A 24,843-nucleotide genomic window follows, 5' to 3' on the forward strand; every position below is an offset into this window, starting at 1 on the left:
TGAGCCCCCTGGTCATCAGGGGGCTTTTTTATTTGTGATCGGGGCCGCGTGACGGTGTCGGGAATTACCGACAAACGCGGTTTTGGGGTGTCTCCAAAAGGCGACACTTAACACACTGATTTTAAAAGATTCTATATATATGCTTATTTGGTGTTGCTAATTAGCGACACAAAGGCCGAATGTTGTGCGATAGGCTTTTGAAGCGGAATTACATGTAATTCTTTATATATCATGCTGTTAATAATTTGTTTTGAAAGGTGGCACACTTCATGCATAATAATTGGCAGTGGCTCATTCACCTTCTTATGTCAGCCCCTTCGGGAAGCGCTACATAAACTTCGAATGACGCACAAACAGGTGCCTGCCGTCCAACTCCTGATAACAGCTCTGCTTTATCAGTCATCGGGCGAAACGTCGAGTAAGGCACCGCCTCATTCCTTAATAAAGGCAGGCTTTAGAGCCTGCCTTTATTGTTTCTGCCGTGGATGTTTCCGCCATCCTCAGTTAGCATCTTCAGGAGCTAATGGTTGAGGCTATATCTTTGAAGCGATTCTCTCTTTTCCCCCGTTCCTTGCGCCAACTGGTGACGCTTTCCTTTGTGCTGATCATGTTGCCGCTGCTTGTCCTGGCATGGCAGGCCTGGCAAAGCCTGAACGCGCTCAGCGCCCAGGCCGCGCATATTAACCGCACCACCTTGACGGATGCGCGGCGTAGCGAAGCGATGGTCAACGCCTCGCTGGAAATGGAGCGTAGCTATCTCCAGTATTGCGTGCTGGACGATCCTACCCTTGAGCGGGTCTATCAAAATCAACGTAAGCGTTATAGCGAAATGCTTGAGGCGCTCTCTGACGTGTTGCCGGATGCTGACATCTGGCAGACCCTGCGGCAAAACCTCGCCGATCTGGCCCAACTACGTTGCCATAATAGCGCGCCGGACGCCAAAGCTGCGGCGAGCCTCGAAGCCTTTGCCGATGCTAACAATGAAATGGTACAGGCGACCCGAACGGTAATCTTCTCCCGCGGCCAGCAGCTACAGCAGGAGATTGCCGAGCGCGGGCAGTTTTTCGGATGGCAGGCGCTGGTTCTGTTTCTGCTGAGCCTGACGCTGGTTTTGCTGTTTACCCGCATGATCATCGGCCCGGTGAAGGGCATCGAGAAGATGATTAACCGCCTGGGGGAGGGGAAGTCGCTGGATGATGCGGCGCTGTTCACCGGCCCGCGCGAACTGCGATCGGTCGGTAAACGGATTATCTGGTTGAGCGAACGTCTGGCGTGGCTGGAGTCCCAACGCCACCAGTTTCTTCGTCATCTGTCACATGAACTGAAAACACCGCTCGCCAGCATGCGTGAAGGAACGGAACTGCTGGCGGACCGGGTAGCGGGGCCGCTGACGACGGAGCAGCAAGAAATCGTTGAGATCCTCGATAACAGCAGCCGTAATCTGCAAAAGCTAATCGAACAACTGCTCGACTATAACCGTAAACTGGCCGATGGCCCGGTCGAGCGGCAGAAGGTGGATATTGCCGAACTGGCGCAGACCGTCGTTTCCGCGCATAGTTTACCGGCAAGGGCCAAGATGATGTCTACCGAGCTAGCGCTGGATGAACGCTTCTGCCTGGCGGAGCCGACGTTGCTGACCAGCGTGCTTGATAATCTGTACTCCAATGCGGTGCACTATGGCGCTGAATCCGGTAACATTCGTATTCATAGTTACCGCCACGGCGAGCAGGTTCGTATCGATGTCGCCAATAGCGGCGAGCCGATCCCCGCCGCCGAAAGAAACATGATTTTCGAGCCTTTTTATCAGGGAAGCCACCTGCGTAAAGGGGCAGTAAAAGGCAGCGGTCTGGGGTTGAGTATCGCCCGCGACTGCGTACGGCAAATGCAGGGAGAGCTGAGCCTGGTCGATGACAATCCCGGGTTCATCTGTTTTCGCATCTCGCTCCCCGCCGCTGAGCCGGGAAAAACCAACACATGAATCAACATTGGGTGAATATGTCCCACTTTTTCGCATTGCGCCGTCCTTTACGGGGATGGCTGCTGTCGGGCCTATGCTGCCTGACGCTGGCGGGCTGTTCCGCCGCTATGTCGCCGCGCGCCGCTGACGGCAATGCGCCGCCCGAGCTGCCGGAACATCAGGTGGCGGATTTTCTCTCCGTAGATTGCGCCAATATCTGGTCGCTGGAAAACGATGCCAGTGATAAAAACCCGCTGTACTGGCTGCGCGGAATTGACTGCGCGGATCGCCTGGCGCCGGTACAGGCCCGTGCCGAAGCCAAATTGCATAATGATGATAACTGGCAGGATGCTTTCAAACGCGGCATTCTGCTGGCCGACGCCAAAATCACCCCCGACGAGCGTCGCGAAATGGTTGCCCGCATCGACAGCTTTAGCCCGCAAATCGCCGCGCAGGTTCGCCCGCTATACCGGCTGTGGCGCGACGGTCAAGCCCGGCAGCTGCAGTTATTCGAGGAGCGCTCCCGCTACGGCAAACTCCAGCAATCAAGCGATGCTGAACTGGAAACCTTGCGCCAGCAGGAGCAGCAGCTGCGTAGCCAACTGGAGCTGACCACCCGCAAGCTGGAAAACCTTACCGATATTGAGCGCCAGCTCTCCAGCCGTAAGCCCGGCGGCAATTTTAATAGCGGTAGCGATAAGGTACCGGAGGTGATCCATGACGATCCGTAAACCCGCCCACCTGCTGCTGGTGGACGACGATCCGGGGCTGTTAAAGCTGCTGGGGATGCGTCTGGTCAGCGAAGGGTACAGCGTGGTCACGGCGGAAAGCGGGCCCGAGGCGCTGCGCGTGCTGACGCGCGAACGGGTGGACCTGGTGGTGAGCGATTTACGCATGGATGAAATGGACGGCCTGCAGCTGTTTGCTGAAATCCAGAAGGCGCAGCCCGGCATGCCGGTCATCATCCTGACTGCCCACGGCTCCATTCCAGACGCCGTTGCCGCTACCCAACAAGGGGTCTTTAGTTTTCTGACTAAACCGGTCGATAAAGACGCGCTGTATAAAGCGATTGATGATGCTCTCGAGCAGAGCTCGCCGGCCACCGACGAGCGCTGGCGACAGGCGATCGTCACCCGTAGCCCACAGATGCTGCGGCTGCTGGAGCAGGCCGGTATGGTGGCGCAGTCGGACGTTAGCGTGCTGATTATCGGCCAGAGCGGTACCGGGAAAGAGATTGTCGCCCAGGCGATCCACAACGCCAGTCCGCGCCACGAAAAACCGTTTATTGCGATTAACTGCGGCGCGTTGCCGGAGCAATTGCTGGAGTCCGAACTGTTCGGCCACGCGCGCGGCGCCTTTACCGGCGCGGTCAGCAACCGCGAAGGGCTTTTTCAGGCCGCCGAGGGCGGTACGCTGTTCCTTGATGAAATCGGCGATATGCCCGTCGCGCTGCAGGTAAAGCTACTGCGCGTCCTACAGGAGCGTAAGGTGCGCCCGCTGGGCAGCAACCGCGATATCGACATCGACGTGCGCATTATCTCGGCGACCCACCGCGATCTGCCGAAGGCGATGGCGCGCGGTGAGTTTCGTGAAGATCTGTTCTATCGGCTCAATGTGGTTAACCTGAAGATCCCACCGCTTTCCGAGCGCGCGGAGGATATTCCGCTACTGGCTAATCATCTATTGCGCCAGTCCGCCGACCGTCACAAACCCTTCGTGCGCGCCTTCTCCACCGATGCGATGAAGCGGCTGATGGCCGCCAAATGGCCGGGCAACGTGCGCCAGCTGGTTAACGTGATTGAACAGTGCGTGGCGCTGACCTCATCGCCGGTGATCAGCGATGCGCTGGTGGAGCAGGCGCTGGAGGGGGAGAATACCGCGTTGCCGACCTTCGTTGAGGCGCGTAATCAGTTTGAGCTCAACTACCTGCGTAAGCTTTTACAGATAACCAAAGGTAACGTGACGCATGCCGCGCGGATGGCCGGGCGCAACCGCACCGAATTTTACAAACTGCTGTCGCGCCACGAGCTCGACGCCAACGACTTTAAAGAGTAGCCCCGCGGCATAGCGCAAGCTATGATACGGTAAGCAACCGGTTACGCGACAAAGACAGGAAAACCATGAAAAAGATTGATGCGATTATTAAACCGTTCAAATTGGATGACGTGCGTGAAGCGCTGGCGGAAGTCGGTATCACCGGCATGACGGTGACGGAAGTCAAAGGGTTTGGTCGTCAGAAAGGGCATACCGAGCTGTACCGCGGCGCGGAATATATGGTGGATTTTCTGCCGAAGGTGAAAATTGAAATCGTGGTGACTGACGATATCGTTGATACCTGCGTCGATACCATCATTCGTACCGCCCAGACCGGTAAAATCGGTGACGGTAAAATCTTTGTCTTCGACGTGGCGCGGGTGATTCGTATCCGTACCGGTGAAGAAGACGATGCGGCGATTTAATCCTCGCCGCTCGCTGCAGTATTGCCGGGTGGCGCTGCGCTTACCCGGCCTACGGTCCGTGCGGCCTGCCGTTAATTTATTCACCACGCTTGCTGAAACTGCCGGTGTTGGTGGCCTTCTACAAATCCCCGCGTCGTTGGGCTTACAGAACCTTATGCGGGCCGAAACATTCGTAATGAATGTTGTCTTTATTGACCCCTAATTCTACCAGCTGCTTCGCTGCAAATTGCATAAACGCTACCGGGCCGCAGAGATAGAATTGCATCTGCGGGTCGCGAATATTTTCCGCCAGCGGCGCTAAATCCATCAAACCTTCGCTATCAAAACGTCCTGCCTGACGGTCGGCTTCGCTCGGGCTGCGGTACCAGACGTGTGAGGTAAATTTCGGTAGCGTCGCGCCAAGCGCCTTCACTTCGTCCGCAAAAGCGTGAACGTCACCGTTTTCCGCCGCGTGGAACCAGTTCACCTGGCCCTGATGATGGCTTTTCGCCAGCGTATCCAGCATCGCCAGCATTGGCGTTTGGCCGACGCCGCCGGAGAGCAGGGTCACCGGCGTCTGCGCTTCCACGTTAAGGAAGAAGTCGCCTGCCGGTGCGGCTAAATAGACCACGTCGCCTTCGCTGGCGTGGTTATGCAGCCAGTTAGACACCTGGCCGCCATTCTCGCGTTTCACCGCGATGCGATAGCCCTTACCGTCCGCTTTGCGGGTCAGAGAGTATTGACGAATTTCCTGATATTCGAAGGCTTCCGGCTTCAGCCAGATAGCCAGATACTGTCCCGGCTGGTAATCGGCGACCGGCTGACCGTCGACAGGCTCCAGTTCAAAGCTGGTAATAAGCTGGCTGCGCGGGGTCTTCTTAACAATGCGAAACGCACGGGTACCTTCCCAACCGCCATTTTTACTGGCGTTATCCTGATAGATTTCCGCTTCGCGATTGATGAAGACGTTCGCCAGCACGCCATAGGCTTTGCCCCAGGCGTCGAGTACTTCCTGGCTCGGGCTAAACATTTCGTCGAGGGTCGCCAGCAGATGGCTGCCGACAATATTGTACTGCTCCGGTTTAATCTGGAAGCTGGTATGTTTCTGGGCGATTTTTTCGACCGCCGGCAGCAGGGCCGGCAGGTTGTCGATATTGCTGGCGTAGGCGGCGATAGCGTTGAACAGCGCTTCGCGCTGATCGCCGTTACGCTGGTTACTCATATTGAAGATCTCTTTGAGCTCCGGATTATGAGTAAACATACGATCATAAAAATGCGCGGTTAACTTTGGGCCGGTCTCTACAAGCAGGGGAATGGTGGCTTTGACCGTGGCGATGGTTTGAGCGTCGAGCATAGCAGCTTCCTTAAATATTATCCTATTGATGCATTTCAAATGCATCTTATATAAATAACCCTGCTATGTAAATGGTTCTTTATCACTTTGCCGCAAAGCCGTTACAACATGAAGAATTTGCATCACAAACCTGAAAAGAAATCCGTTGATAATGTTTGATGTGTTATTGCTCAAAGCCTTGTGTGCTGTGGAGCCAATCGTTTGCGTAAAATCCTTTGTCAAGACCTGTTATCACAGAATGATTCGGTTATACTGTGGGCCGTTGTCCATCAGGACCGCCTTTTTAGGCCAAAAATTTTATCGTTAGCTGAGTCAGGAGATGCGGATGTTAAAGCGTGAAATGAACATTGCCGATTATGATGCCGAACTGTGGCAGGCTATGGAGCAGGAAAAAGTACGTCAGGAAGAGCACATCGAACTGATCGCCTCCGAGAACTACACCAGTCCGCGCGTGATGCAGGCTCAGGGTTCCCAGCTGACTAACAAATATGCCGAAGGTTATCCGGGCAAGCGCTACTACGGTGGCTGCGAGTACGTGGATATCGTTGAGCAACTGGCTATCGACCGCGCGAAAGAACTGTTCGGCGCCGACTACGCTAACGTGCAGCCGCACTCCGGCTCGCAGGCTAACTTTGCCGTCTACACCGCGCTGCTGCAGCCAGGCGATACCGTGCTGGGTATGAACCTGGCGCAAGGCGGCCACCTGACCCACGGCTCCCCGGTTAACTTCTCCGGTAAACTGTACAACATCATTCCTTACGGCATCGATGAGTCCGGTAAAATTGACTACGAAGACATGGCGAAGCAGGCCCAGGAGCACAAACCGAAGATGATCATCGGTGGCTTCTCCGCTTACTCCGGTATCGTTGACTGGGCGAAAATGCGTGAAATCGCTGACAGCATCGGCGCATACCTGTTCGTCGATATGGCGCACGTAGCGGGCCTGATTGCCGCCGGCGTTTATCCGAACCCGGTTCCGCACGCCCACGTTGTTACTACTACCACCCACAAAACCCTGGCGGGTCCGCGCGGCGGCCTGATCCTGGCGAAAGGCGGTAGCGAAGAGCTGTACAAGAAACTGAACTCCGCCGTGTTCCCAAGCGCGCAGGGCGGCCCGCTGATGCACGTTATCGCCGCGAAAGCGGTGGCGCTGAAAGAAGCGATGGAGCCAGAGTTCAAAGTTTACCAGCAGCAGGTTGCTAAAAACGCCAAAGCGATGGTGGAAGTGTTCCTGAACCGCGGTTACAAAGTGGTTTCTGGCGGTACTGAAAACCACCTGTTCCTGCTGGATCTGGTTGATAAAAACCTGACCGGTAAAGAAGCTGACGCCGCCCTGGGCCGCGCCAACATCACCGTTAACAAAAACAGCGTGCCGAACGATCCGAAGAGCCCGTTCGTGACTTCCGGTATCCGTATCGGTTCTCCGGCTGTGACTCGCCGCGGCTTTAAAGAAGCGGAAGTGAAGGAGCTGGCTGGCTGGATGTGCGACGTTCTCGACAATATCAACGACGAAGCTGTTATTGAGCGCGTCAAAGGTAAAGTGCTGGATATCTGCGCACGTTTCCCGGTTTACGCATAATCTTGCCGCGTTAAGATAAAAAAGGCCGCGATTGCGGCCTTTTTTGTGTCTGATGATTAGCGGCGGTCCAGCGAAATTGAACCCGGTCCGGTTATTGCCAGCAGCAGGAAGGCCCCGGCGATACTGACGTTCTTATAGAAGTTAATCATATTCGGCAATACCGCATCGCCGGTCATATCCCAGTAATGGTGGCCGATAACCGCGGTACCCAGGGTGTAAAAAATAAAGATCACCGCCAGCGGGCGGGTAAAGAAACCTAAAATAATCAGAATAGCGGCGGGAACCTCCATGATGACCGCGATAATCGCCGCCAGCGTCGGCAGCGGCGCGCCGGAAGAAGCCATATATTGTACCGTTCCGCTAAATCCCATCAGTTTCGGATAGCCAAAAATAATGAACAGCAGCACGATCGCAATACGTGCGATTAACAGCAGAACAGGGCGGGAAGAGCCAAAGTCAAAATAGCGTAGCGTGTTCATAATCAGTCCTTTATCACAGGCGTGTGATCTAAACGTAATACACATTTTTACTCCCCGCCACGCTGGGAAACTAATATTGTTGCGCTTCGTTTAGCGGCGATTGAGTCGATATGCAGAAAGCGCTTTGATGCCCGGTTATCGGATTTTTTTTCATACTGCCCGCCATTTCGTAAAACCTTTGCGTGACGATGCTCACGATTTTAAGAGAAATGTAGTTAATGACCATGCAGATAGTGAGACATGGGTTTGCTCAGTATGCGCTTTATCGCCAGACTAGAGCTTCCATTCGGGAGGGAATCATGGTCTTGCACTCCACGCGCTGGCTGGCGCTAAGTTACTTCACCTATTTTTTTAGCTACGGTATTTTTCTACCATTCTGGAGCGTCTGGCTGGCAGGCGTTGGCCTGACGCCGGAAACCATCGGCGTGCTGCTCGGCGCCGGGCTGGTGGCGCGTTTTCTGGGCAGTCTGCTGATTGCGCCGCGGGTTAGCGATCCTTCTCGTTTGATTAGCGCCTTGCGAATCCTCGCGTTGCTGACGCTGCTGTTTGCTCTCGCCTTCTGGGTCGGCGGGCAGGTGGCCTGGCTGATGGTAGTCATCGTCGGATTCAACCTCTTTTTCTCCCCGCTGGTGCCGCTAACCGATGCGCTGGCCAACACCTGGCAAAAGCAGATCACCATGGATTACGGCCGGGTGCGATTGTGGGGATCGATTGCTTTCGTCATCGGTTCTGCGCTGACCGGCAAACTGGTGAGTTTGTATGATTACCGGGCGATCCTGCTGTTGTTAAGCCTGGGCACCGCTTCGATGCTGTTGGGCATGTTACTGAAACCTTCAGTGATGCCGCAGGGGGAGAGCCGACATCAGGAGGCGGCCGGACTATCGGCGTGGCTTAGCCTGGTGCGGCAAAGCTGGCGTTTTCTTGCCTGCGTCTGTCTGTTGCAGGGGGCGCACGCCGCCTACTACGGTTTCAGCGCGCTGTACTGGCAGCAGGCCGGTTATTCAGCTTCCGCCGTCGGCTATTTGTGGTCGCTTGGCGTCGTCGCCGAAGTGGTGATTTTCGCCCTGAGTAAAAAGGTCTTCCGCCGCTTTAGCGCCCGCGACCTGCTGCTGCTTTCGGCGGTGTGCGGCGTGGCGCGCTGGACGATTATGGGCTGGACGACCGCGTTGCCATGGTTACTGGTCGCGCAGATCTTGCATTGTGGAACGTTTACCGTCTGCCATCTGGCGGCCATGCGCTATATCGCCGCGCGGCAGGGAAGTGAGGTCATCCGCCTGCAGGCCGTTTACTCGGCGGTGGCGATGGGCGGCAGCATTGCGGTGATGACGGTATTTGCCGGCTTCCTCTATCAGCACCTGCATCAGGGCGTCTTCTGGGTGATGGCGCTGGTAGCGCTTCCGGCGCTGATCGTGCGGCCGAAGGTGGTAACCGCCTAGCTCTCAAGCATTTTGCAAATCTGCTGCCGCTGGTGATCGCTGAAATTCTCTTCAGCATGAAACAGCGGCGGCGAAAACAGCGGTAGCGCGGTCGTGTAAGGCGTGACTACTAAGGTCACATCTTTCGGCGCGCCTTGTTGCTGAAACTGCGTCACGCTTAAGTATTTAATATTCAGCGGCAGCAGCGTCAATTCCCGCAATTGCATTTCCAGCGCCTGTTCCAGCTCGCTATTTTCCCGCGTCAGCAACACCACCTGCTTTTCATGCAGGTCGGCTTTTTGCATTAACCATGCGCCGAAAATCACCGCAATTAAACTGACCTCTTCCTGATTAAATTGAATATGATAGGCCGTTTCGAAATCGCGCAATGCGTCCTGAGTGGTACGCATCAGGCGCGGATACAGGCGTCCGATCTCCTCAGGTAAGGCGTTATCGATACCGATAGCGAATACGCTGCGGTTCAACGCCTGCGAAAGATGAATATAGAGCTGGTCGCTTAACCCCTGTTCATCGCTAAACGGCCGTCCCGCCAGATCCTGGAAACGATGGATCAAGCGGGAGATCGCCAGATGCAGGCGTCTGTCCTGTTGATGGCCGTCATGAATCGGATCCGGCGTTTTCAGCAACATAAAAAGCAGGGTCAGGAAATGTTGTTCGCCGGCGTGGGGCGTGGCGCTGACCCGACGCTGCCAGTGGCGAACGATTTCGGCGGCGAGGTCAAATTCCGCCGCCGCCTGGGCCCAGCTGCGCTGCTGGTGGGTGAAATCCGGCGACTGGCCCAGATGATGTTGTAGCAGGCAGTACTGAAGATACAGGCGCAGGAACTGCCCGTCCCGACAGTCAAACTGCCGATTTAGCGCGCGCCCGCAGCGATTCACCAGCGCCTGAAGATTGGTATCATCATATAAGGTTCGCGCGATACCCTGCTGTTTAAGCTGCGTTTTTAACGCCGGGGTAAAATGGTGGTGAACGAAATGCGGGCACAGGCGCAGCCCGCGCCGGAGAGCGTGCAGCAGGCACAGGCGTTGATCGAGCGCGGCGCCTTCAATCCGATAGCTGCCGTCCATCTGCGACGCGAGAGTCAGTCGATGATAACGCTGAATTTCGCGCCCCGTCTCCGCGATATCCTGTTGGGCCGTCGCCTCATCCACCTGGTTGAGCCTGACCAGCTGTTGCGGCGTGACGGATTGTCCCGGAAGATAGAACATCAGGAGCACCTGGCTACGGCGCTGTGGACTGGAAAGCGCAGATGGTGGTTCAATCACTGTCATCATCTGGTAAGTTCCAGTTAGGGTTTCAGCTAAGAATAGCCAAAGGATGCGGGTTGAGCAGGACGGGCCGCGGCCTTTAGATCAGGATTGCTGGCGAGGTTCACAGAATTTTTCACGCGAGGAACAGATGAAGAGAGTGAAACACTGCGTCAGTGCGGCATTTTTCATGGTTTTATCATTGTCAGCCGTTGCGCATCCGCACAGCTTCATTAATTTGCAGAGTGAGGCCGTGGTGAAAGACGGTCAGTTGACCGGTTTCAATATGCGCTGGACGATGGACGAAATAACCTCAGCGGATCTGCTCTATGATGCCGGAAATGCCAAGCCGGGCAGCGAAGTATGGAAAAAACTGGCAGCGGAGGTGATGGCCAATGTGCTCGGCCAGCACTACTTCAGCGAGCTGTGGCATAACGGCCAGCGGGTGAAGTTTGCTAACCGCCCGGATGGTTACGGCCTTGCGCGTAGCGGGATGCAGGCGGTACTTACCTTCACCTTGCCGCTGGTGACGCCGCAGCCCATTGCCGGACAAACCTTCACTTTATCCACCTTCGATCCGACCTACTATGTCGATATGTTTTATGAGCAGGATAGCGATTTTTCACTGCCTACCGCGCTGCGGGCCTCCTGTAAGACCACGGTAATGACGCCGAAACCCAACGACAAAATGCTGTCTTATGCGCAGTCGCTCGATAAAGAGGACGCGCCGCCGGAAGACATGGAACTGGGTAACTACTTCGCCCAGAAGGTGACCTTGACATGTCAGTAGTCTTTACGCCGCGAGCGCGGGCGCCGCGCTGGAAATCACTCTGGCCGCTGGCGCTGTTTCTGACGCTGACCGTCGTGGGCGGTATCTGGTTGTGGCTCGCCTGGCCGCAGGTACTGTTGCAAAGCGCGGTCTGGCAGCGTTCACTGAATCTTGAGCTCAGCCAACTGCTGCAGGCGGTGGCGGATAACCCTTCAGCGGCGGGGCTATCGCTGCTCGGGTTCAGCTTTGTCTACGGTGTGCTACATGCCTTAGGCCCTGGCCACGGTAAAATCGTGATTACCACCTGGCTTGCCACCCATCCCTCAAAGCTGAAATCGAGTATTACGCTGACGCTGGCAGCATCGCTGTTGCAGGGAATGGTGGCGATAGCGCTGGTGGTGGTGGTATTGACGCTGCTGCAGCTCCCGGCGCGTCAATTGCATCTCAGCAGCTTCTGGCTGGAGAAGGGCAGTTATCTGCTGGTCGGCGCATTGGGGCTTTTACTGTGCTGGCGGGCATTGAAAAAACTGCGAGTCTTGCTACGGCGGCCAACGTTTACCGCTTTTACCCTGCAGCACGTCCATGATGAACATTGCGGCTGCGGCCATCAGCACCTTCCGGCGCCGGATCAACTACAGAGTGGCGACGACTGGCGCGCCAGGCTGGCGATTGTGCTGTCGATGGGCATGCGTCCCTGCTCGGGAGCGATTATGGTGCTGCTGTTCAGTAAGGTGATCGGCGTCTTTGGCTGGGGCATGGCAGCCGCGCTGGTGATGGCGGCGGGAACGTCGCTGACCATAAGCGGGCTGGCGCTGTTGGTGCATGGATTCCGCCAGTTGGCTATCCGCCTGAGTCGCCATCAGGCACCAGCGATGTGGAAACAGGTTGGCTGGGCGACGCTGGCGCTGGCCGGCGGCGTGGCGCTGTTGACGGCGGCCGTCGTGATGTGGAGTAGCGCGATCCCGCCGGGCGGCGGCTTGCGGCCGTTTTAGGGGATAAAAAAAGGAAGCCGCGGCTTCCTTTTTACATTCAGTGAGAAATTAACGCTTCAGCGCTTCGCTCAGCTGCTCGCGCATGTTCGCCAGCATCGCTTTCACGACGCGCGGGTTACCGGCTACGATGTTGCCGGTCAGCATATAGTTATGACCACCGGTGAAGTCGCAAACGATGGCGCCTGCTTCACGAGCGATCAGCTCGCCTGCGGCGAAATCCCACGGTTTGAGGGCGATTTCAAAGTAACCGTCAACGCGGCCAGCGGCAACGTAGGCCAGATCCAGCGCGGCGGAACCGGTGCGACGGAAGTCAGCGCACTCGGTGAACATGTTGCCGAGGATGTTCATGTAAGCGGTAGCGTGCTGTTTCGCTTTGAACGGGAAACCGGTGGCGATGATGGTGCCGTCGAGATCGCGAGCGTTGCTGCCGCGCAGACGGTAGCCGTTCAGCTGCGCGCCCTGACCGCGGGTGGCGGTGAACAGTTCATTACGCATCGGATCGTAAACCACCGCGACTTCAGTACGGCCTTTAATGCGTACGGCGATGGAAACAGAGAAGTGTGGCAGACGTTTAACGAAGTTGGTGGTGCCATCCAGTGGATCGATAACCCATTGAATATCCTGATCTTCACCAGCGTGCTCGCCGCTTTCTTCGGTGATGATGGTGTGCTGTGGGTAAGACTTGCGAATGGTTTCGATAATAATCGCTTCTGCGGCTTTATCGACGTTAGTCACAAAGTCATTGCTGCCTTTCTGGCTGGTTTCTACGGAATCTGGCGTTTCGTAGTGCTTGGCAATTAAATTACCCGCCTTGCGCGCTGCGCGCACGGCAATGTTCAGCATCGGATGCATCGGTATCTCTCACTGGATGTTAAAGAACGGGAAAAAACGGCGCATATAGTAACAGCGAATTCTGCTTATGTCTTCGTTTTATGTTAGCATGCACGAATAATCTTTAGCCGAAGAACCATAATGCTGCAAAATATTCGAATCGTACTGGTAGAAACCTCACACACCGGCAATATGGGCTCCGTTGCCCGCGCGATGAAAACCATGGGCTTAACTAACCTGTGGCTGGTCAACCCGCTGGTGAAACCTGATTCCCAGGCCATCGCGCTGGCCGCTGGCGCCAGCGATGTGATTGGCAACGCGCAGATCGTCGATACCCTTGATGAAGCGCTGGCGGGCTGTAGCCTGGTGGTTGGCACCAGCGCGCGCTCCCGCACGCTGCCGTGGCCGATGCTGGATCCGCGCGAATGCGGTCTGAAAAGCGTCGCCGAAGGACAGCATGCGCCGGTCGCGCTGGTCTTTGGCCGCGAGCGCGTTGGCCTGACCAACGACGAACTGCAGAAGTGCCACTATCACGTGGCGATCGCCGCCAACCCGGAGTACAGCTCGCTGAACCTGGCAATGGCGGTGCAGGTTATCGCCTATGAAGTGCGAATGGCCTGGCTGGCGACGCAGGAGCAGGCGCAGCCGGCGGTTGAACATGAAGAGACGCCGTATCCGCTGGTCGATGATTTAGAACGTTTTTACGGCCACCTTGAGCAGACGCTGCTGGCGACCGGTTTTATCCGTCCGAATCATCCGGGGCAGGTGATGAACAAGCTGCGTCGTCTGTTCACCCGCGCGCGTCCGGAAAGCCAGGAGCTGAACATTCTGCGCGGGATGCTGGCGTCTATTGAGCAGCAGAATAAAGGTAAGTAACCGCGTTCCCGCCGGATGGCGCTTCGCTTATCCGGCCTACGAAGCTACATCTCTGTTGTAGCCCGGGCGAGGCCTTTGGCCGACCCCGGGAGCGGCTCGAAATCAATAACGGCACGGAAAGCCAAATACCTGACTAAAACAGTCAAGTAAATAGTTGACCAATTTACTCGGGAATGTCAGACTTGGCCCTGCTATGCAATACCCATATTAATAAAAAGCCCGGGCAGGGGCGAGTTTGAGGTTAAGTAAGACATGAGACTGACATCTAAAGGGCGTTATGCCGTGACCGCAATGCTTGACGTTGCGCTCAACTCTGAAACGGGTCCGGTTCCGTTGGCAGATATTTCAGAGCGTCAGGGAATTTCGCTTTCCTATCTGGAACAGCTGTTCTCTCGCCTGCGTAAAAATGGTCTGGTATCCAGCGTTCGTGGACCAGGCGGCGGTTACCTGTTAGGTAAAGAAGCTGGCAGCATCGCCGTAGGCGAAGTGATCAGCGCCGTAGACGAATCCGTTGACGCCACCCGTTGTCAGGGTAAAGGCGGCTGCCAGGGTGGCGATAAGTGTCTGACTCACGCGCTGTGGCGCGATCTGAGCGAACGTTTGACCGGTTTCCTGAACAACATCACCCTGGGCGAACTGGTGAATAACCAGGAAATCCTCGATGTTTCCGGTCGTCAGCACAATCATGAATCTCAGCGTACTACGCGTTCTCAGGACGCCATTGACGTAAAACTGCGCGCCTAGCACGAGGCTTAGTTTCAGCTTGCGGCTTACGGGCTGCAAGGTGAAACGGCAGGGTAGATAGCAATAATAAAGATTTTCAGAATCAGGCCGGGATGTTAAGACATCTCGTGTACTCGGTCGTACATCAAGCCGGTTGCCTGGTTCCTTGCATTGAGTGATGTACGGAGTTTAAGAGCAATGAAATTACCGATTTACCTCGATTACTCCGCAACAACGCCGGTGGACCCGCGTGTTGCCGAGAAAATGATGCAGTTCCTGACCCTGGACGGGACCTTTGGTAACCCGGCCTCACGTTCTCACCGTTTCGGTTGGCAGGCTGAAGAGGCGGTAGATATCGCCCGTAATCAGATTGCCGAACTGGTCGGCGCCGATCCGCGCGAAATCGTCTTTACCTCCGGCGCAACGGAATCCGATAACCTGGCGATTAAAGGTGCAGCCAACTTTTATCAGAAAAAAGGCAAGCACATCATCACCAGCAAAACCGAGCATAAAGCGGTACTGGATACCTGCCGTCAGCTCGAACGCGAAGGTTTTGAAGTGACCTACCTTGCTCCGCAGAGCAACGGTATTATCGATCTGAAAGAACTGGAAGCGGCGATGCGTGACGACACCATCCTGGTTTCCATCATGCACGTAAACAACGAAATCGGCGTGGTGCAGGATATCGCTACCATCGGCGAGATGTGCCGCGCCCGCGGTATCATTTACCACGTTGACGCCACCCAGAGCGTGGGCAAGCTGCCTATCGATCTGAGCCAGCTGAAAGTTGACCTGATGTCCTTCTCCGGTCACAAAATTTACGGCCCGAAAGGTATCGGCGCGCTGTATGTACGCCGTAAGCCGCGTATTCGCATCGAAGCGCAGATGCACGGCGGCGGTCACGAGCGCGGCATGCGTTCTGGTACCCTGCCTGTCCACCAGATCGTCGGTATGGGCGAAGCTTACCGTATCGCCAAAGAAGAGATGGAAAGCGAAATGGCGCGCCTGCGCGGCCTGCGTGACCGTCTGTGGAACGGCGTGAAAGATATGGAAGAAGTCTATTTGAATGGCGACCTCGAGCAGGGCGCGCCGAACATTCTCAACGTCAGCTTCAACTATGTTGAAGGCGAGTCGCTGATAATGGCGCTGAAAGACCTGGCGGTTTCCTCCGGTTCAGCCTGTACTTCCGCGAGCCTTGAGCCATCCTACGTGCTGCGCGCATTAGGCATGACTGATGAACTGGCGCACAGTTCTATTCGTTTCTCTTTAGGTCGTTTCACTACCGAAGAAGAGATTGACTACACCATCAAGCTGGTTCGTAACTCCATCGGCCGTCTGCGCGACCTTTCTCCGCTGTGGGAAATGTTCAAGCAGGGCGTGGATCTGAACAGCATTGAATGGTCACATCACTAATTCGGCACCGATAAGGAGAATTCATCATGGCATACAGCGAAAAAGTCATCGATCATTACGAAAACCCGCGCAACGTCGGCTCTTTCGACAACAGCGACGACAGCGTCGGTAGCGGTATGGTTGGCGCGCCGGCGTGCGGCGACGTCATGAAGTTGCAGATTAAAGTCAACAATGAAGGTATCATTGAAGACGCGCGCTTCAAGACCTATGGCTGCGGTTCCGCTATCGCTTCCAGCTCCCTGGTCACCGAGTGGGTGAAAGGTAAATCGCTGGACGAAGCGCAGGCTATCAAGAACACCGATATCGCCGATGAACTGGAACTGCCGCCGGTGAAAATTCACTGCTCTATCCTGGCGGAAGACGCGATTAAAGCCGCGATTGCGGATTACAAAAGCAAACGTGAAGCAAAATAATTAAGAGTTGAGGTTTGTTATGTCGATTACCTTAAGCGACAGTGCAGCAGCGCGAGTCAATTCCTTCCTGGCGAACCGCGGTAAAGGCTTTGGCCTGCGTCTGGGGGTAAGAACCTCCGGCTGTTCAGGCATGGCTTATGTACTGGAATTTGTTGACGAGCCGGCGGCAGAAGACACCGTGTTTGAAGACAAAGGCGTGAAAGTCGTGATCGACGGCAAGAGCCTGCAATTCCTCGACGGCACTCAACTGGACTTCGTCAAAGAAGGTCTCAACGAAGGGTTCAAATTTACCAACCCGAACGTGAAAGATGAGTGCGGTTGCGGCGAAAGCTTTAACGTATAATCGGTAATCCCCAACCCCACCGCGGTCACGCCGCGCGTGGGGTTTTAGTTTAGATGCATGACCCTGAGGTTACTATGGACTATTTCACCCTCTTCGGGTTACCAGCCAGCTATACCCTCTCGCTCGAACAACTGGCTGTCCGGTATCAGGATCTGCAGCGCCAGTACCATCCGGATAAATTCGCCAGCGCGCCCGCTGCGGAACAGCTGGCTGCGGTTCAGCACTCCGCCACCATTAACCAGGCATGGCAGACTCTGCGCCATCCGCTGACCCGTGCGGAATATCTCCTCTCGCTACACGGCTTTGACCTCGCCAGCGAGCAGCACACCGTACGCGACACCGCGTTCCTGATGGAACAGCTGGAACTGCGCGAAGAGCTCGATGATATCGGCCAGGCGAAAGACGAAGCGCGGCTGGAAACCTTTATCAAACGGGTAAAAGCGCTGTTTGATACCCGCCATCAACTGATGGTTGAACAATTGCAAAACGAGACCTGGGATGCGGCGGCTGATACTGTACGCAAGCTCCGTTTTCTCGATAAACTGCGCAGCAGTGCTGAAGAACTCGAAGAAAAACTGCTCGACTTTTAATTTTCGGAAGCAATTATGGCCCTATTACAAATTAGTGAGCCTGGTCTGAGCGCCGCGCCGCATCAGCGTCGATTGGCGGCAGGTATCGACCTTGGCACCACCAATTCTCTGGTTGCTACCGTGCGTAGCGGCCAGGCCGAAACTCTGCCCGACCATCAAGGGCGCTACCTGCTGCCGTCGGTCGTGAACTATCACGCCTCGGGGCTGACCGTCGGCTATGAAGCCCGGCTCAATGCCGCTCAGGATCCGGTGAACACCATCAGCTCGGTGAAGCGGATGATGGGGCGTTCCCTCGCCGATATTCAAACCCGCTATCCGCATCTACCGTACCAGCTGCAGGCCAGTGAAAATGGACTGCCGATGATTCAAACCGCCGGCGGCCTGCTGAACCCGGTACGGGTCTCCGCCGATATCCTGAAAGCCCTTGCCGCCCGCGCCACTGAAGCGCTGGCAGGCGATCTCGACGGCGTGGTCATTACCGTTCCGGCCTATTTCGATGACGCTCAGCGTCAGGGAACCAAAGACGCGGCGCGTCTGGCGGGCCTGCACGTGCTGCGTTTGCTCAATGAGCCGACCGCGGCGGCTATCGCCTACGGCCTCGATTCCGGTCAGGAAGGGGTGATTGCGGTCTACGATCTCGGCGGCGGCACCTTTGATATCTCCATTCTGCGCTTAAGCCGCGGGGTGTTTGAAGTGCTGGCGACCGGCGGTGATTCCGCTCTCGGCGGCGATGATTTCGACCATCTGTTGGCCGACTATCTGCGTGAGCAGGCGGGCCTTAGCGACCGTAGCGATAACCGTCTGCAGCGTGAGCTGCTGGATGCCGCCATTGCGGCGAAAATCGCCCTGAGCGATGCCGATGTGGCGCACGTTGAGGTAGGCGGCTGGCAGGGCGATATCAGCCGTAGCCAGTTTAACGATCTGATTGCCCCACTGGTAAAACGTACCCTGATGGCCTGCCGTCGCGCGCTGAAAGACGCCGGCGTTGAAGCGCAAGAGGTGCTGGAAGTGGTAATGGTCGGCGGCTCCACCCGCGTGCCGCTGGTGCGTGAGCGCGTTGGCGAATTTTTTGGCCGTACCCCGCTGACCTCTATTGACCCGGACAAAGTCGTCGCCATTGGCGCGGCGATTCAGGCGGATATTCTGGTCGGCAACAAACCGGACAGCGAACTGCTGCTGCTTGATGTTATCCCGCTGTCGCTTGGGCTGGAAACCATGGGCGGTCTGGTAGAGAAAGTGATCCCGCGTAATACCACCATTCCGGTGGCCCGCGCGCAGGAGTTTACCACTTTCAAAGATGGTCAAACGGCGATGTCTATTCACGTGATGCAGGGTGAGCGTGAGCTGGTGCAGGATTGCCGCTCGCTGGCGCGTTTTGCGCTGCGCGGTATCCCGGCGCTGCCGGCGGGCGGGGCGCATATTCGCGTGACCTTCCAGGTTGATGCCGACGGTCTGCTGAGCGTCACGGCGATGGAAAAATCGACCGGCGTGGAAGCCTCAATCCAGGTGAAACCGTCTTATGGCCTGACGGACGGCGAAATCGCCAACATGATTAAAGATTCGATGAGCTACGCCGAACAGGATATCCAGGCGCGTATGCTGGCTGAACAGAAAGTCGAAGCCGCTCGCGTACTGGAGAGCCTGGAAAGCGCGCTGGCCGCCGACGCCGCGCTGTTAAGCGCCGCAGAGCGTCAGGCTATCGATGCCGCCGCGGAGCAAGTTCGCGCCGCCGCGGCAGGCGAAGATGCAGACGCGATTAAAGAAGCCATTAAAAATATCGACACACAAACCCAGGAATTCGCCGCACGCCGCATGGACCAGTCGGTCCGCGCTGCGCTGAAAGGCCAATCCGTGGACGAGGTTTAAAATGCCAAAAATTGTTTTTCTGCCCCACCAGGACCTGTGTCCGGATGGCGTAGTTGTGGAAGCTGAGAGCGGTGAAACCATTCTGGATGCGGCGCTGCGTAGCGGTATCGAGATTGAACACGCCTGTGAAAAATCCTGTGCCTGCACCACCTGCCACTGCATCGTGCGTGAAGGTTTTGACTCGCTGGCGGAAAGTAGCGAAGATGAAGACGACATGCTGGACAAAGCCTGGGGGCTGGAACCTGACAGCCGTCTGAGCTGCCAGGCGCGCGTCACCGACGAAGATCTGGTCGTTGAGATCCCGCGTTATACCATCAACCACGCACGCGAGCACTAATATGGCACTGAAATGGACCGACAGTCGCGAAATCGGCGAAGCCTTGTATGACGCTTACCCGGATCTCGACCCGAAAACCGTTCGCTTTACCGATATGCATCAGTGGATTTGCGATCTGGAAGAGTTCGATGACGACCCAAACGCATCCAATGAAAAAATTCTGGAGGCGATTCTGCTAGTCTGGTTAGACGAAGCAGAATAATTTTCGCCTCAAGCGGAAAAATTTTAACGGGCTGCCATAGGGTGGCCCGTTTGTTAATAAGGATAAAGATAATGACCGAAGCCATGAAGATTACGCTTTCTACTCTGCCTGCCGATGCGCGCTGGGGAGAAAAAGCGACCTGGAGTATCAATAACGACGGTATCGCCTTACATCTCAATGGTAAAGACGACCTGGGGTTAATCCAGCGCGCGGCGCGCAAAATTGACGGCATGGGTATCAAGCACGTCGCCCTGAGCGGCGAAGGCTGGAATACCGATCGCGCCTGGGCCTTTTGGGCCGGCTATAAAGGGCCGAAAGGTCAGCGCCAGGTCGAATGGCCAACCCTTGACGATGCGCAGCGCAGCGAGCTGGATAACCGCCTGACGATTATCGATTGGGTTCGCGACACCATCAACGCGCCGGCAGAAGAGCTGGGGCCAGAACAGCTGGCCCAGCGCGCCGTCGATCTGCTGTGCGGCGTGGCGGGCGAAAAGGTCAGCTATCGCATCACCAAAGGCGAAGATCTGCGTGAGCAGAACTATCTTGGCCTGCATACCGTTGGCCGCGGCTCCGAGCGCCCGCCGGTCCTGCTGGCGCTGGACTATAACCCGACCGGCGATAAAGACGCGCCGGTATACGCCTGTCTGGTTGGCAAGGGCATCACCTTCGACTCCGGCGGCTACAGCATCAAGCAAAGCGCCTTTATGGACTCGATGAAATCCGACATGGGCGGCGCGGCCACCGTGACCGGCGCGCTGGCTTTCGCTATTACCCGCGGTCTGAACAAACGTGTGAAGCTGTATCTGTGCTGCGCGGATAACCTGATTAGCGGCAACGCCTTCAAGCTTGGCGATATCATTCATTACCGCAACGGTAAAACCGTTGAAATCATGAATACCGACGCCGAAGGCCGCCTGGTGCTGGCAGATGGCCTGATCGATGCCTCGGCGCAGAAGCCGCAGCTGATCATCGATGCCGCCACCCTGACCGGCGCGGCGAAAACCGCGTTGGGTAACGACTACCACGCGCTGTTCAGTTTTGACGACGCGTTGGCGAATCGCCTGCTGGCGAGCGCGCAGGCGGAAAATGAAGCCTTCTGGCGTCTGCCGCTGGCCGAATTTCACCGCAACCAGCTGCCGTCTAACTTCGCGGAACTGAACAACACCGGTAGCGCGGCGTATCCGGCCGGCGCCAGCACTGCGGCGGGCTTCCTGTCCCACTTCGTGGAAAACTACCACCAGGGCTGGCTGCACATCGACTGCTCCGCGACGTACCGCAAAGCCGCGGTAGAGCAGTGGTCGGCGGGCGCGACGGGTCTTGGCGTGCGTACTATCGCTAATCTGCTGACGGCTGAGTGATGGCCTTGCCGGGCGTTACGCTTACCCGGCCTGGAAAACCGTAGGCCCGCGCGGACGTAGCGCCGCCGGGCGATTTTGAAGTAGCGAATCTATGTCTGATACTAAAAATGAATTAGAAACATTGCTGGAGAAGGCGGCGACCGAGCCTGCTCATCGTCCGGCATTTTTCACCGCACTGCTTGAGGCAACCGTGTGGGTGCCGGGTAGCGCGGCGGACGGTGAGCAGGTTGTCGAAGATAGCGCCCTCGATCTCCAGCATTGGGAAAAAGATGACGGCACCTCGGTCATTCCGTTCTTCACCTCGCTGGAGGCGCTACAGCAGGCGGTAGAAGAGGAACAGGCCTTCGTGATGATGCCAGCGCGCACGCTGATGGCGATGACGCTGGGCGAATCGCTGTTCCTCAACCCGAAGTTGCCGAGCGGCAAAGAGTTCACCCCGCGAGAAATCAGCCATTTGCTGGGCGAAGAGGGCAGCCCGCTCAGTACCCAGACGGTGCTGGAAGGCGGCGAAGCGCTGCTGCTGTCTGAGGTCGCCGAACCACCGGCGCAGATGGTGGATTCGCTGACCACGCTGTTCAAAACGCTGAAGACCGTCAAGCGGGCGTTTCTGTGCTCGATTAAAGAGAGCGCCGACGCGCCGGCCAACTTGTTGATCGGTATTGAAGCGGAAGGGGATATTGAATCCGTTATCCAGACTACCGGCAGCGTGGCTACCGATACCCTGCCTGGCGATGAACCTATCGATATTTGTCAGGTGGTAGAAGGTGAGAAGGGCATCAGCCACTTTATGATTGCCCATATCACGCCGTTCTATGAAAAGCGCTGGGGCAGCTTCCTGCGCGATTTCAAGCAGAACCGGATTATCTGAAAGCGGGGGCGTTAGCCCCCGCTGTGTTTTTTTATGTCTTCTGCGCGAGGCCGAAAATCGGGTTTGCAAAGGTCAATGCAGGGCGGCAAAGATCCGCGGATAGGCTGACACCATGTTATAGATAAGGAATCCCGTCACGCACAGCGTAACAATGCCGTTGAAGAGCGCCATATCACCGCGCCAGGCCCGACACCTCTTTTCGCCCAACAGAGAACGTATCGCTGCCACCAGCCCGCCGACCAGTATTAACGCCAGTAACACGCCTGCCATCTGCGCGATAACAATGTACCAGCCTAACGGTGTGTTCACGCCGCGGGCGCTCATTAGCGCGATCTGTGCAGGCAAAATCGTCTGGCACCCCAGCGTGAGTATCATGAGAAGGTGCAGGTCCGCCAGCTGAGCATGAGACGTGTGGGTCAGGCGTCGGGCATCACGTAGCAGCAGTACGCCTGACGCCACCGCAGCGGCAACGCTAACGTGCTGGAGAAAAAAGATATATAACGCCAGAGTCCCGGAGCCGACCCTGGACAAAAAGAAAAGATTGCAAAAGACAATGACCAGCAGGCCAAATTTCATGCTCCAGGCGCGTAATATCTCGCCCGGCCAGCGGCGGTATGGCGATGGGCTATGCAGCATCCATGCGGCAAGGGTCGATTTATCGTATCCGGGAGCAAGCAGCACCATCAGAAAACCCAGCAGCGCCTGATGGAAATAGGTTATCAACGGAACTTGTTCCAGAGTGACTCCGAGAAAGCGGGTATAAACGGAAACCGGCGCAGGAACCAGGCTTAACCATGCCCGGTTCCATTCCGGCCAAAAATAAAGAATGATGCCGCCCGCCAGCAGGCCGGTTATGCCTCCCAGCCAGGGCAGGCGAGATGAATCAGCAGAATGTGGGGTGGAGACTAATGCCATTTTCACTCCTTGTGGTGACATCAGGTTACGGAAAAGGCGCTCTCCTGGAGCAGCCCCGGCGGCGCGCGTTAACCTCGCCATCCGAGGCGAGACCGTGAATTAGTCAGGGCAGCCTTCAAGCCTGGCGTAAAGATCCTCATGAATGTATTCCAGCTCCAGCAAGGTGCCATCGCGTGCCTCGTTGAGGGCTTGCTGGCGCTGCCATTCGTCATGGCTCTCTTCCTCATCGGTAAAGACCCCTTGCAGATATTCAATCAGTGACGATTCCGCCAGCCAGAGGTCATTCTCTTTACCTTCGAAGCGGACGACAGGATATTCACCCTGTTCATCACGCTCGGTGACATAGATAAATACCTGCTGATCGCCGGAATGGCTGATGCGAATCAGGGCAGGAAGACGCGGATCGTCGTTCCAGATTGGCGTCAGCTCTTCAAAGTCCAGCCCGGCCATATCAAGACCATTCATGTAATAAGCATCTTCATCCAGCGAGTCGGAAAGCAGGACGCCATGTTCATCAATTGAGTCCACAACCGATTCCAGCACCAACTGACCGTGGGGGCTTTTCAGTTGACAATCGTAGGCCAACAGCGCTTTCAAACTGTCCGGAAGCGCCACGGTTTCGCTATTTTGCGGATCGCGGTATTTCCTGACCCGCAGGCGCTCCACCTCATCTTCCAGCATCGGTTTAGGAGAGGGATTGCGATTGTGCTTTTTTACGACATCCATGAGGTTCTGTAATGAAAAGGCCATTATTCAATTTCCTTATAAATTGGGTGGCGGTAGAGCAAATTCGGCAGGTACAAATCCTGCGGCAGGGTAGAGTAACCGGTTTATCGAGAAGCAGAAGAAAGGGGCGGGGAAAATCAGAAATTATTTAGGGACTGCGGGAGGGGGGACCCGCAGTCACGACGCGTTTACTCAGCGGCAGGGGTCGGCTCGATCGGCAAATCCGTTCTCGCGCCCCATTCGCTCCATGAACCATCGTACAGGCACACGCCGTTGACGCCGAGGGTGGTCAACGCCAGTACCACCACTGCCGCCGTAACCCCGGAACCGCAGCTGGCGATAATCGGTCGCGCAAAATCAACGCCCTGACGCGCAAAAATATCGTTCATCTCATCGACGGTTTTCAGTTCGCCATTAATCACCAGCTCGGTCCACGGGACGTTAAGCGCGCCGGGGATATGCCCGCGGCGTAAGCCTGGACGCGGTTCATCCGCCAGGCCGTTAAAACGCGCCGCCGGGCGGGCGTCTACGATCTGCGCCGATCCTTCATGGCTGACCAGCAGCACATCGGTTAAGCGTTTGATCACCTCAGGATCGAAGTTCACCTCAAATTCGCCTTCCGGCAGGTCCGGTTCGCCTTTTTCCAGCGGCAATTCGTCGCGACGCCAGCCTTCGAGGCCGCCGGCGACAATCGATACCTTTTCGACTCCGAAGGTGCGTAACATCCACCAGGCGCGCGGCGCTGAGAAGAGATTGCCTTCGTCATACACCACCAGATGCTTATCGCTGCTGACGCCAAGCTCGCGCATCGCTACGGCGAAAGTTTCCGCCCGCGGCATCATATGCGGCAGCGGGCTGGTGTGGTCAGACAGCGCTTCGATATCAAAAAAAACCGCGCCGGGGATATGCCCGTCGCGGTATTCCGCCGCCATATCGCGCAGCGCTTCCTGACCTGCCGGCGCCATCCGCGCATCCAGAATTTGAATCTGCGGGTCATCAATATGTTCCGCCAGCCAGTCGGCGGCGACAAAGAATGAGGTGGACATGAGTGCCTCCGTTTTATTATCGATCAATGAATTGTCGGCGTTTTATAAAGGGCTGACAAGTTAAGGACGCGGGAGTGGGGAGGCG

26 protein-coding genes are annotated in these 24,843 nt (G+C 56.3%); 19 read left to right on the top strand and 7 right to left on the bottom strand.

What is annotated here, in order from left to right; genetic code table 11:
- Positions 1-541: 541 nt before the first annotated feature.
- From ABLV78_RS06255 to glnB, 4 genes are all read left to right on the top strand, one after another.
- Positions 542-1,978, top strand: coding sequence for a sensor histidine kinase (locus ABLV78_RS06255; RefSeq protein WP_072251588.1), 1,437 nt, complete (start codon positions 542-544; stop codon positions 1,976-1,978).
- A 17-nt stretch (positions 1,979-1,995) separates the two neighbouring features.
- Positions 1,996-2,688: a two-component system QseEF-associated lipoprotein QseG gene (qseG, locus tag ABLV78_RS06260; protein ID WP_047043539.1), complete on the top strand. Its 693-nt coding sequence runs from the start codon at positions 1,996-1,998 to the stop codon at positions 2,686-2,688.
- Positions 2,675-4,012 (top strand): two-component system response regulator GlrR, encoded by a 1,338-nt coding sequence (gene glrR / locus ABLV78_RS06265; protein ID WP_045377589.1) that lies wholly within the window; start codon positions 2,675-2,677, stop codon positions 4,010-4,012. The genes qseG and glrR overlap by 14 nt, the downstream gene beginning before the upstream one ends.
- Before the next feature lie 65 nt (positions 4,013-4,077).
- The gene (gene glnB / locus ABLV78_RS06270) at positions 4,078-4,416 is read left to right on the top strand and encodes a nitrogen regulatory protein P-II (RefSeq protein ID WP_002914032.1); all 339 of its coding nucleotides are present in this window, start codon (positions 4,078-4,080) and stop codon (positions 4,414-4,416) included.
- 142 nt (positions 4,417-4,558) lie between these two features.
- On the opposite strand, the gene hmpA is transcribed toward glnB, so the two are convergent.
- Positions 4,559-5,749, bottom strand: coding sequence for an NO-inducible flavohemoprotein (hmpA, locus tag ABLV78_RS06275; RefSeq protein WP_047043395.1), 1,191 nt, complete (start codon positions 5,747-5,749; stop codon positions 4,559-4,561).
- A 325-nt stretch (positions 5,750-6,074) separates the two neighbouring features.
- Here hmpA and glyA point away from each other — a divergent pair, with 325 nt between their 5' ends.
- The gene (glyA, locus tag ABLV78_RS06280) at positions 6,075-7,328 is read left to right on the top strand and encodes a serine hydroxymethyltransferase (RefSeq protein ID WP_015370305.1); all 1,254 of its coding nucleotides are present in this window, start codon (positions 6,075-6,077) and stop codon (positions 7,326-7,328) included.
- Positions 7,329-7,384: 56 nt separating this feature from the next.
- On the opposite strand, the gene ABLV78_RS06285 is transcribed toward glyA, so the two are convergent.
- Positions 7,385-7,807: a DoxX family protein gene (locus ABLV78_RS06285; protein WP_045392754.1), complete on the bottom strand. Its 423-nt coding sequence runs from the start codon at positions 7,805-7,807 to the stop codon at positions 7,385-7,387.
- A gap of 299 nt (positions 7,808-8,106) precedes the next feature.
- Here ABLV78_RS06285 and ABLV78_RS06290 point away from each other — a divergent pair, with 299 nt between their 5' ends.
- Positions 8,107-9,243: a 3-phenylpropionate MFS transporter gene (locus ABLV78_RS06290; RefSeq protein ID WP_047043398.1), complete on the top strand. Its 1,137-nt coding sequence runs from the start codon at positions 8,107-8,109 to the stop codon at positions 9,241-9,243.
- Here ABLV78_RS06290 and csiE read toward each other — a convergent pair.
- A complete protein-coding gene (gene csiE / locus ABLV78_RS06295; protein WP_047043402.1) occupies positions 9,240-10,517 on the bottom strand; it encodes a stationary phase inducible protein CsiE in 1,278 nt (425 codons plus the stop codon). The two genes, ABLV78_RS06290 and csiE, sit on opposite strands and share 4 nt — an antisense overlap.
- A gap of 124 nt (positions 10,518-10,641) precedes the next feature.
- Here csiE and ABLV78_RS06300 point away from each other — a divergent pair, with 124 nt between their 5' ends.
- Together ABLV78_RS06300 and ABLV78_RS06305 are read left to right on the top strand one after the other, a co-directional pair.
- Positions 10,642-11,280, top strand: coding sequence for a DUF1007 family protein (locus ABLV78_RS06300; RefSeq protein WP_047043405.1), 639 nt, complete (start codon positions 10,642-10,644; stop codon positions 11,278-11,280).
- Positions 11,271-12,251 (top strand): nickel/cobalt transporter, encoded by a 981-nt coding sequence (locus tag ABLV78_RS06305; protein WP_045367515.1) that lies wholly within the window; start codon positions 11,271-11,273, stop codon positions 12,249-12,251. The genes ABLV78_RS06300 and ABLV78_RS06305 overlap by 10 nt, the downstream gene beginning before the upstream one ends.
- A gap of 48 nt (positions 12,252-12,299) precedes the next feature.
- On the opposite strand, the gene suhB is transcribed toward ABLV78_RS06305, so the two are convergent.
- Positions 12,300-13,103 carry an inositol-1-monophosphatase gene (gene suhB, locus ABLV78_RS06310; protein ID WP_015370312.1) on the bottom strand — a complete coding sequence of 268 codons (804 nt, stop codon included), beginning with the start codon at positions 13,101-13,103 and terminating at the stop codon, positions 12,300-12,302.
- Between the two features lie 120 nt (positions 13,104-13,223).
- On the opposite strand from suhB, the gene trmJ reads away from it, so the two are divergent.
- The 11 genes from trmJ (at position 13,224) to sseB (ending at position 22,071) form a co-directional block, all read left to right on the top strand.
- Positions 13,224-13,958, top strand: coding sequence for a tRNA (cytosine(32)/uridine(32)-2'-O)-methyltransferase TrmJ (gene trmJ, locus ABLV78_RS06315; protein WP_015370313.1), 735 nt, complete (start codon positions 13,224-13,226; stop codon positions 13,956-13,958).
- A gap of 252 nt (positions 13,959-14,210) precedes the next feature.
- A complete protein-coding gene (gene iscR / locus ABLV78_RS06320; RefSeq protein WP_015370314.1) occupies positions 14,211-14,702 on the top strand; it encodes a Fe-S cluster assembly transcriptional regulator IscR in 492 nt (163 codons plus the stop codon).
- 177 nt (positions 14,703-14,879) lie between these two features.
- Positions 14,880-16,094, top strand: coding sequence for a cysteine desulfurase (iscS, locus tag ABLV78_RS06325; protein ID WP_015703173.1), 1,215 nt, complete (start codon positions 14,880-14,882; stop codon positions 16,092-16,094).
- 26 nt (positions 16,095-16,120) lie between these two features.
- A complete protein-coding gene (iscU, locus tag ABLV78_RS06330; protein WP_004866383.1) occupies positions 16,121-16,507 on the top strand; it encodes a Fe-S cluster assembly scaffold IscU in 387 nt (128 codons plus the stop codon).
- Between the two features lie 19 nt (positions 16,508-16,526).
- Positions 16,527-16,850 (top strand): iron-sulfur cluster assembly protein IscA, encoded by a 324-nt coding sequence (iscA, locus tag ABLV78_RS06335; RefSeq protein ID WP_012540868.1) that lies wholly within the window; start codon positions 16,527-16,529, stop codon positions 16,848-16,850.
- Positions 16,851-16,924: 74 nt separating this feature from the next.
- Positions 16,925-17,440: a co-chaperone HscB gene (hscB, locus tag ABLV78_RS06340; protein ID WP_047043410.1), complete on the top strand. Its 516-nt coding sequence runs from the start codon at positions 16,925-16,927 to the stop codon at positions 17,438-17,440.
- Between the two features lie 15 nt (positions 17,441-17,455).
- Positions 17,456-19,306: a Fe-S protein assembly chaperone HscA gene (gene hscA, locus ABLV78_RS06345; RefSeq protein ID WP_047043413.1), complete on the top strand. Its 1,851-nt coding sequence runs from the start codon at positions 17,456-17,458 to the stop codon at positions 19,304-19,306.
- Position 19,307: 1 nt separating this feature from the next.
- Complete coding sequence (gene fdx, locus ABLV78_RS06350; RefSeq protein ID WP_012540871.1) at positions 19,308-19,643, top strand: ISC system 2Fe-2S type ferredoxin; 336 nt, start codon at positions 19,308-19,310, stop codon at positions 19,641-19,643.
- 1 nt (position 19,644) lies between these two features.
- Complete coding sequence (gene iscX, locus ABLV78_RS06355; RefSeq protein WP_002913954.1) at positions 19,645-19,845, top strand: Fe-S cluster assembly protein IscX; 201 nt, start codon at positions 19,645-19,647, stop codon at positions 19,843-19,845.
- Positions 19,846-19,916: 71 nt separating this feature from the next.
- Positions 19,917-21,203, top strand: coding sequence for an aminopeptidase PepB (gene pepB / locus ABLV78_RS06360; protein ID WP_045392740.1), 1,287 nt, complete (start codon positions 19,917-19,919; stop codon positions 21,201-21,203).
- A gap of 91 nt (positions 21,204-21,294) precedes the next feature.
- On the top strand, positions 21,295-22,071 hold the full coding sequence (sseB, locus tag ABLV78_RS06365; protein WP_047043418.1) for an enhanced serine sensitivity protein SseB: 777 nt from the start codon (positions 21,295-21,297) through the stop codon (positions 22,069-22,071).
- Between the two features lie 72 nt (positions 22,072-22,143).
- On the opposite strand, the gene ABLV78_RS06370 is transcribed toward sseB, so the two are convergent.
- The 3 genes from ABLV78_RS06370 to sseA all read right to left on the bottom strand — a co-directional run bounded on the left by ABLV78_RS06370 (position 22,144) and on the right by sseA (position 24,758).
- Complete coding sequence (locus ABLV78_RS06370; RefSeq protein ID WP_348865197.1) at positions 22,144-22,986, bottom strand: hypothetical protein; 843 nt, start codon at positions 22,984-22,986, stop codon at positions 22,144-22,146.
- 99 nt (positions 22,987-23,085) lie between these two features.
- A complete protein-coding gene (locus ABLV78_RS06375) occupies positions 23,086-23,736 on the bottom strand; it encodes a DUF5066 family protein (protein WP_047043423.1) in 651 nt (216 codons plus the stop codon).
- 164 nt (positions 23,737-23,900) lie between these two features.
- Positions 23,901-24,758, bottom strand: a complete 858-nt coding sequence (gene sseA, locus ABLV78_RS06380; RefSeq protein WP_045392728.1) for a 3-mercaptopyruvate sulfurtransferase — start codon at positions 24,756-24,758, stop codon at positions 23,901-23,903.
- Between the last annotated feature and the right edge of the window lie 85 nt (positions 24,759-24,843).

The organism is Klebsiella sp. CN_Kp075 (assembly GCF_040065055.2).
GTDB classification, from domain to species: Bacteria; Pseudomonadota; Gammaproteobacteria; order Enterobacterales; family Enterobacteriaceae; genus Klebsiella; species Klebsiella aerogenes.

Bases quoted from the DNA above. Each gene is read 5' to 3' on its own strand.
- iscU (WP_004866383.1), top strand. From the start codon at position 16,121: ATGGCATACAGCGAAAAAGTCATCGATCATTACGAAAACCCGCGCAAC.
- hscA (WP_047043413.1), top strand. From the start codon at position 17,456: ATGGCCCTATTACAAATTAGTGAGCCTGGTCTGAGCGCCGCGCCGCAT.
- fdx (WP_012540871.1), top strand. From the start codon at position 19,308: ATGCCAAAAATTGTTTTTCTGCCCCACCAGGACCTGTGTCCGGATGGC.
- iscX (WP_002913954.1), top strand. From the start codon at position 19,645: ATGGCACTGAAATGGACCGACAGTCGCGAAATCGGCGAAGCCTTGTAT.
- ABLV78_RS06300 (WP_047043405.1), top strand. From the start codon at position 10,642: ATGAAGAGAGTGAAACACTGCGTCAGTGCGGCATTTTTCATGGTTTTA.
- iscR (WP_015370314.1), top strand. From the start codon at position 14,211: ATGAGACTGACATCTAAAGGGCGTTATGCCGTGACCGCAATGCTTGAC.
- csiE (WP_047043402.1), bottom strand. From the start codon at position 10,517: ATGATGACAGTGATTGAACCACCATCTGCGCTTTCCAGTCCACAGCGC.
- suhB (WP_015370312.1), bottom strand. From the start codon at position 13,103: ATGCATCCGATGCTGAACATTGCCGTGCGCGCAGCGCGCAAGGCGGGT.
- sseB (WP_047043418.1), top strand. From the start codon at position 21,295: ATGTCTGATACTAAAAATGAATTAGAAACATTGCTGGAGAAGGCGGCG.
- sseA (WP_045392728.1), bottom strand. From the start codon at position 24,758: ATGTCCACCTCATTCTTTGTCGCCGCCGACTGGCTGGCGGAACATATT.
- pepB (WP_045392740.1), top strand. From the start codon at position 19,917: ATGACCGAAGCCATGAAGATTACGCTTTCTACTCTGCCTGCCGATGCG.
- trmJ (WP_015370313.1), top strand. From the start codon at position 13,224: ATGCTGCAAAATATTCGAATCGTACTGGTAGAAACCTCACACACCGGC.
- hmpA (WP_047043395.1), bottom strand. From the start codon at position 5,749: ATGCTCGACGCTCAAACCATCGCCACGGTCAAAGCCACCATTCCCCTG.
- glrR (WP_045377589.1), top strand. From the start codon at position 2,675: ATGACGATCCGTAAACCCGCCCACCTGCTGCTGGTGGACGACGATCCG.
- glnB (WP_002914032.1), top strand. From the start codon at position 4,078: ATGAAAAAGATTGATGCGATTATTAAACCGTTCAAATTGGATGACGTG.
- ABLV78_RS06285 (WP_045392754.1), bottom strand. From the start codon at position 7,807: ATGAACACGCTACGCTATTTTGACTTTGGCTCTTCCCGCCCTGTTCTG.
- hscB (WP_047043410.1), top strand. From the start codon at position 16,925: ATGGACTATTTCACCCTCTTCGGGTTACCAGCCAGCTATACCCTCTCG.
- iscA (WP_012540868.1), top strand. From the start codon at position 16,527: ATGTCGATTACCTTAAGCGACAGTGCAGCAGCGCGAGTCAATTCCTTC.
- ABLV78_RS06375 (WP_047043423.1), bottom strand. From the start codon at position 23,736: ATGGCCTTTTCATTACAGAACCTCATGGATGTCGTAAAAAAGCACAAT.
- ABLV78_RS06290 (WP_047043398.1), top strand. From the start codon at position 8,107: ATGGTCTTGCACTCCACGCGCTGGCTGGCGCTAAGTTACTTCACCTAT.
- iscS (WP_015703173.1), top strand. From the start codon at position 14,880: ATGAAATTACCGATTTACCTCGATTACTCCGCAACAACGCCGGTGGAC.
- glyA (WP_015370305.1), top strand. From the start codon at position 6,075: ATGTTAAAGCGTGAAATGAACATTGCCGATTATGATGCCGAACTGTGG.
- qseG (WP_047043539.1), top strand. From the start codon at position 1,996: ATGTCCCACTTTTTCGCATTGCGCCGTCCTTTACGGGGATGGCTGCTG.
- ABLV78_RS06370 (WP_348865197.1), bottom strand. From the start codon at position 22,986: ATGGCATTAGTCTCCACCCCACATTCTGCTGATTCATCTCGCCTGCCC.
- ABLV78_RS06305 (WP_045367515.1), top strand. From the start codon at position 11,271: ATGTCAGTAGTCTTTACGCCGCGAGCGCGGGCGCCGCGCTGGAAATCA.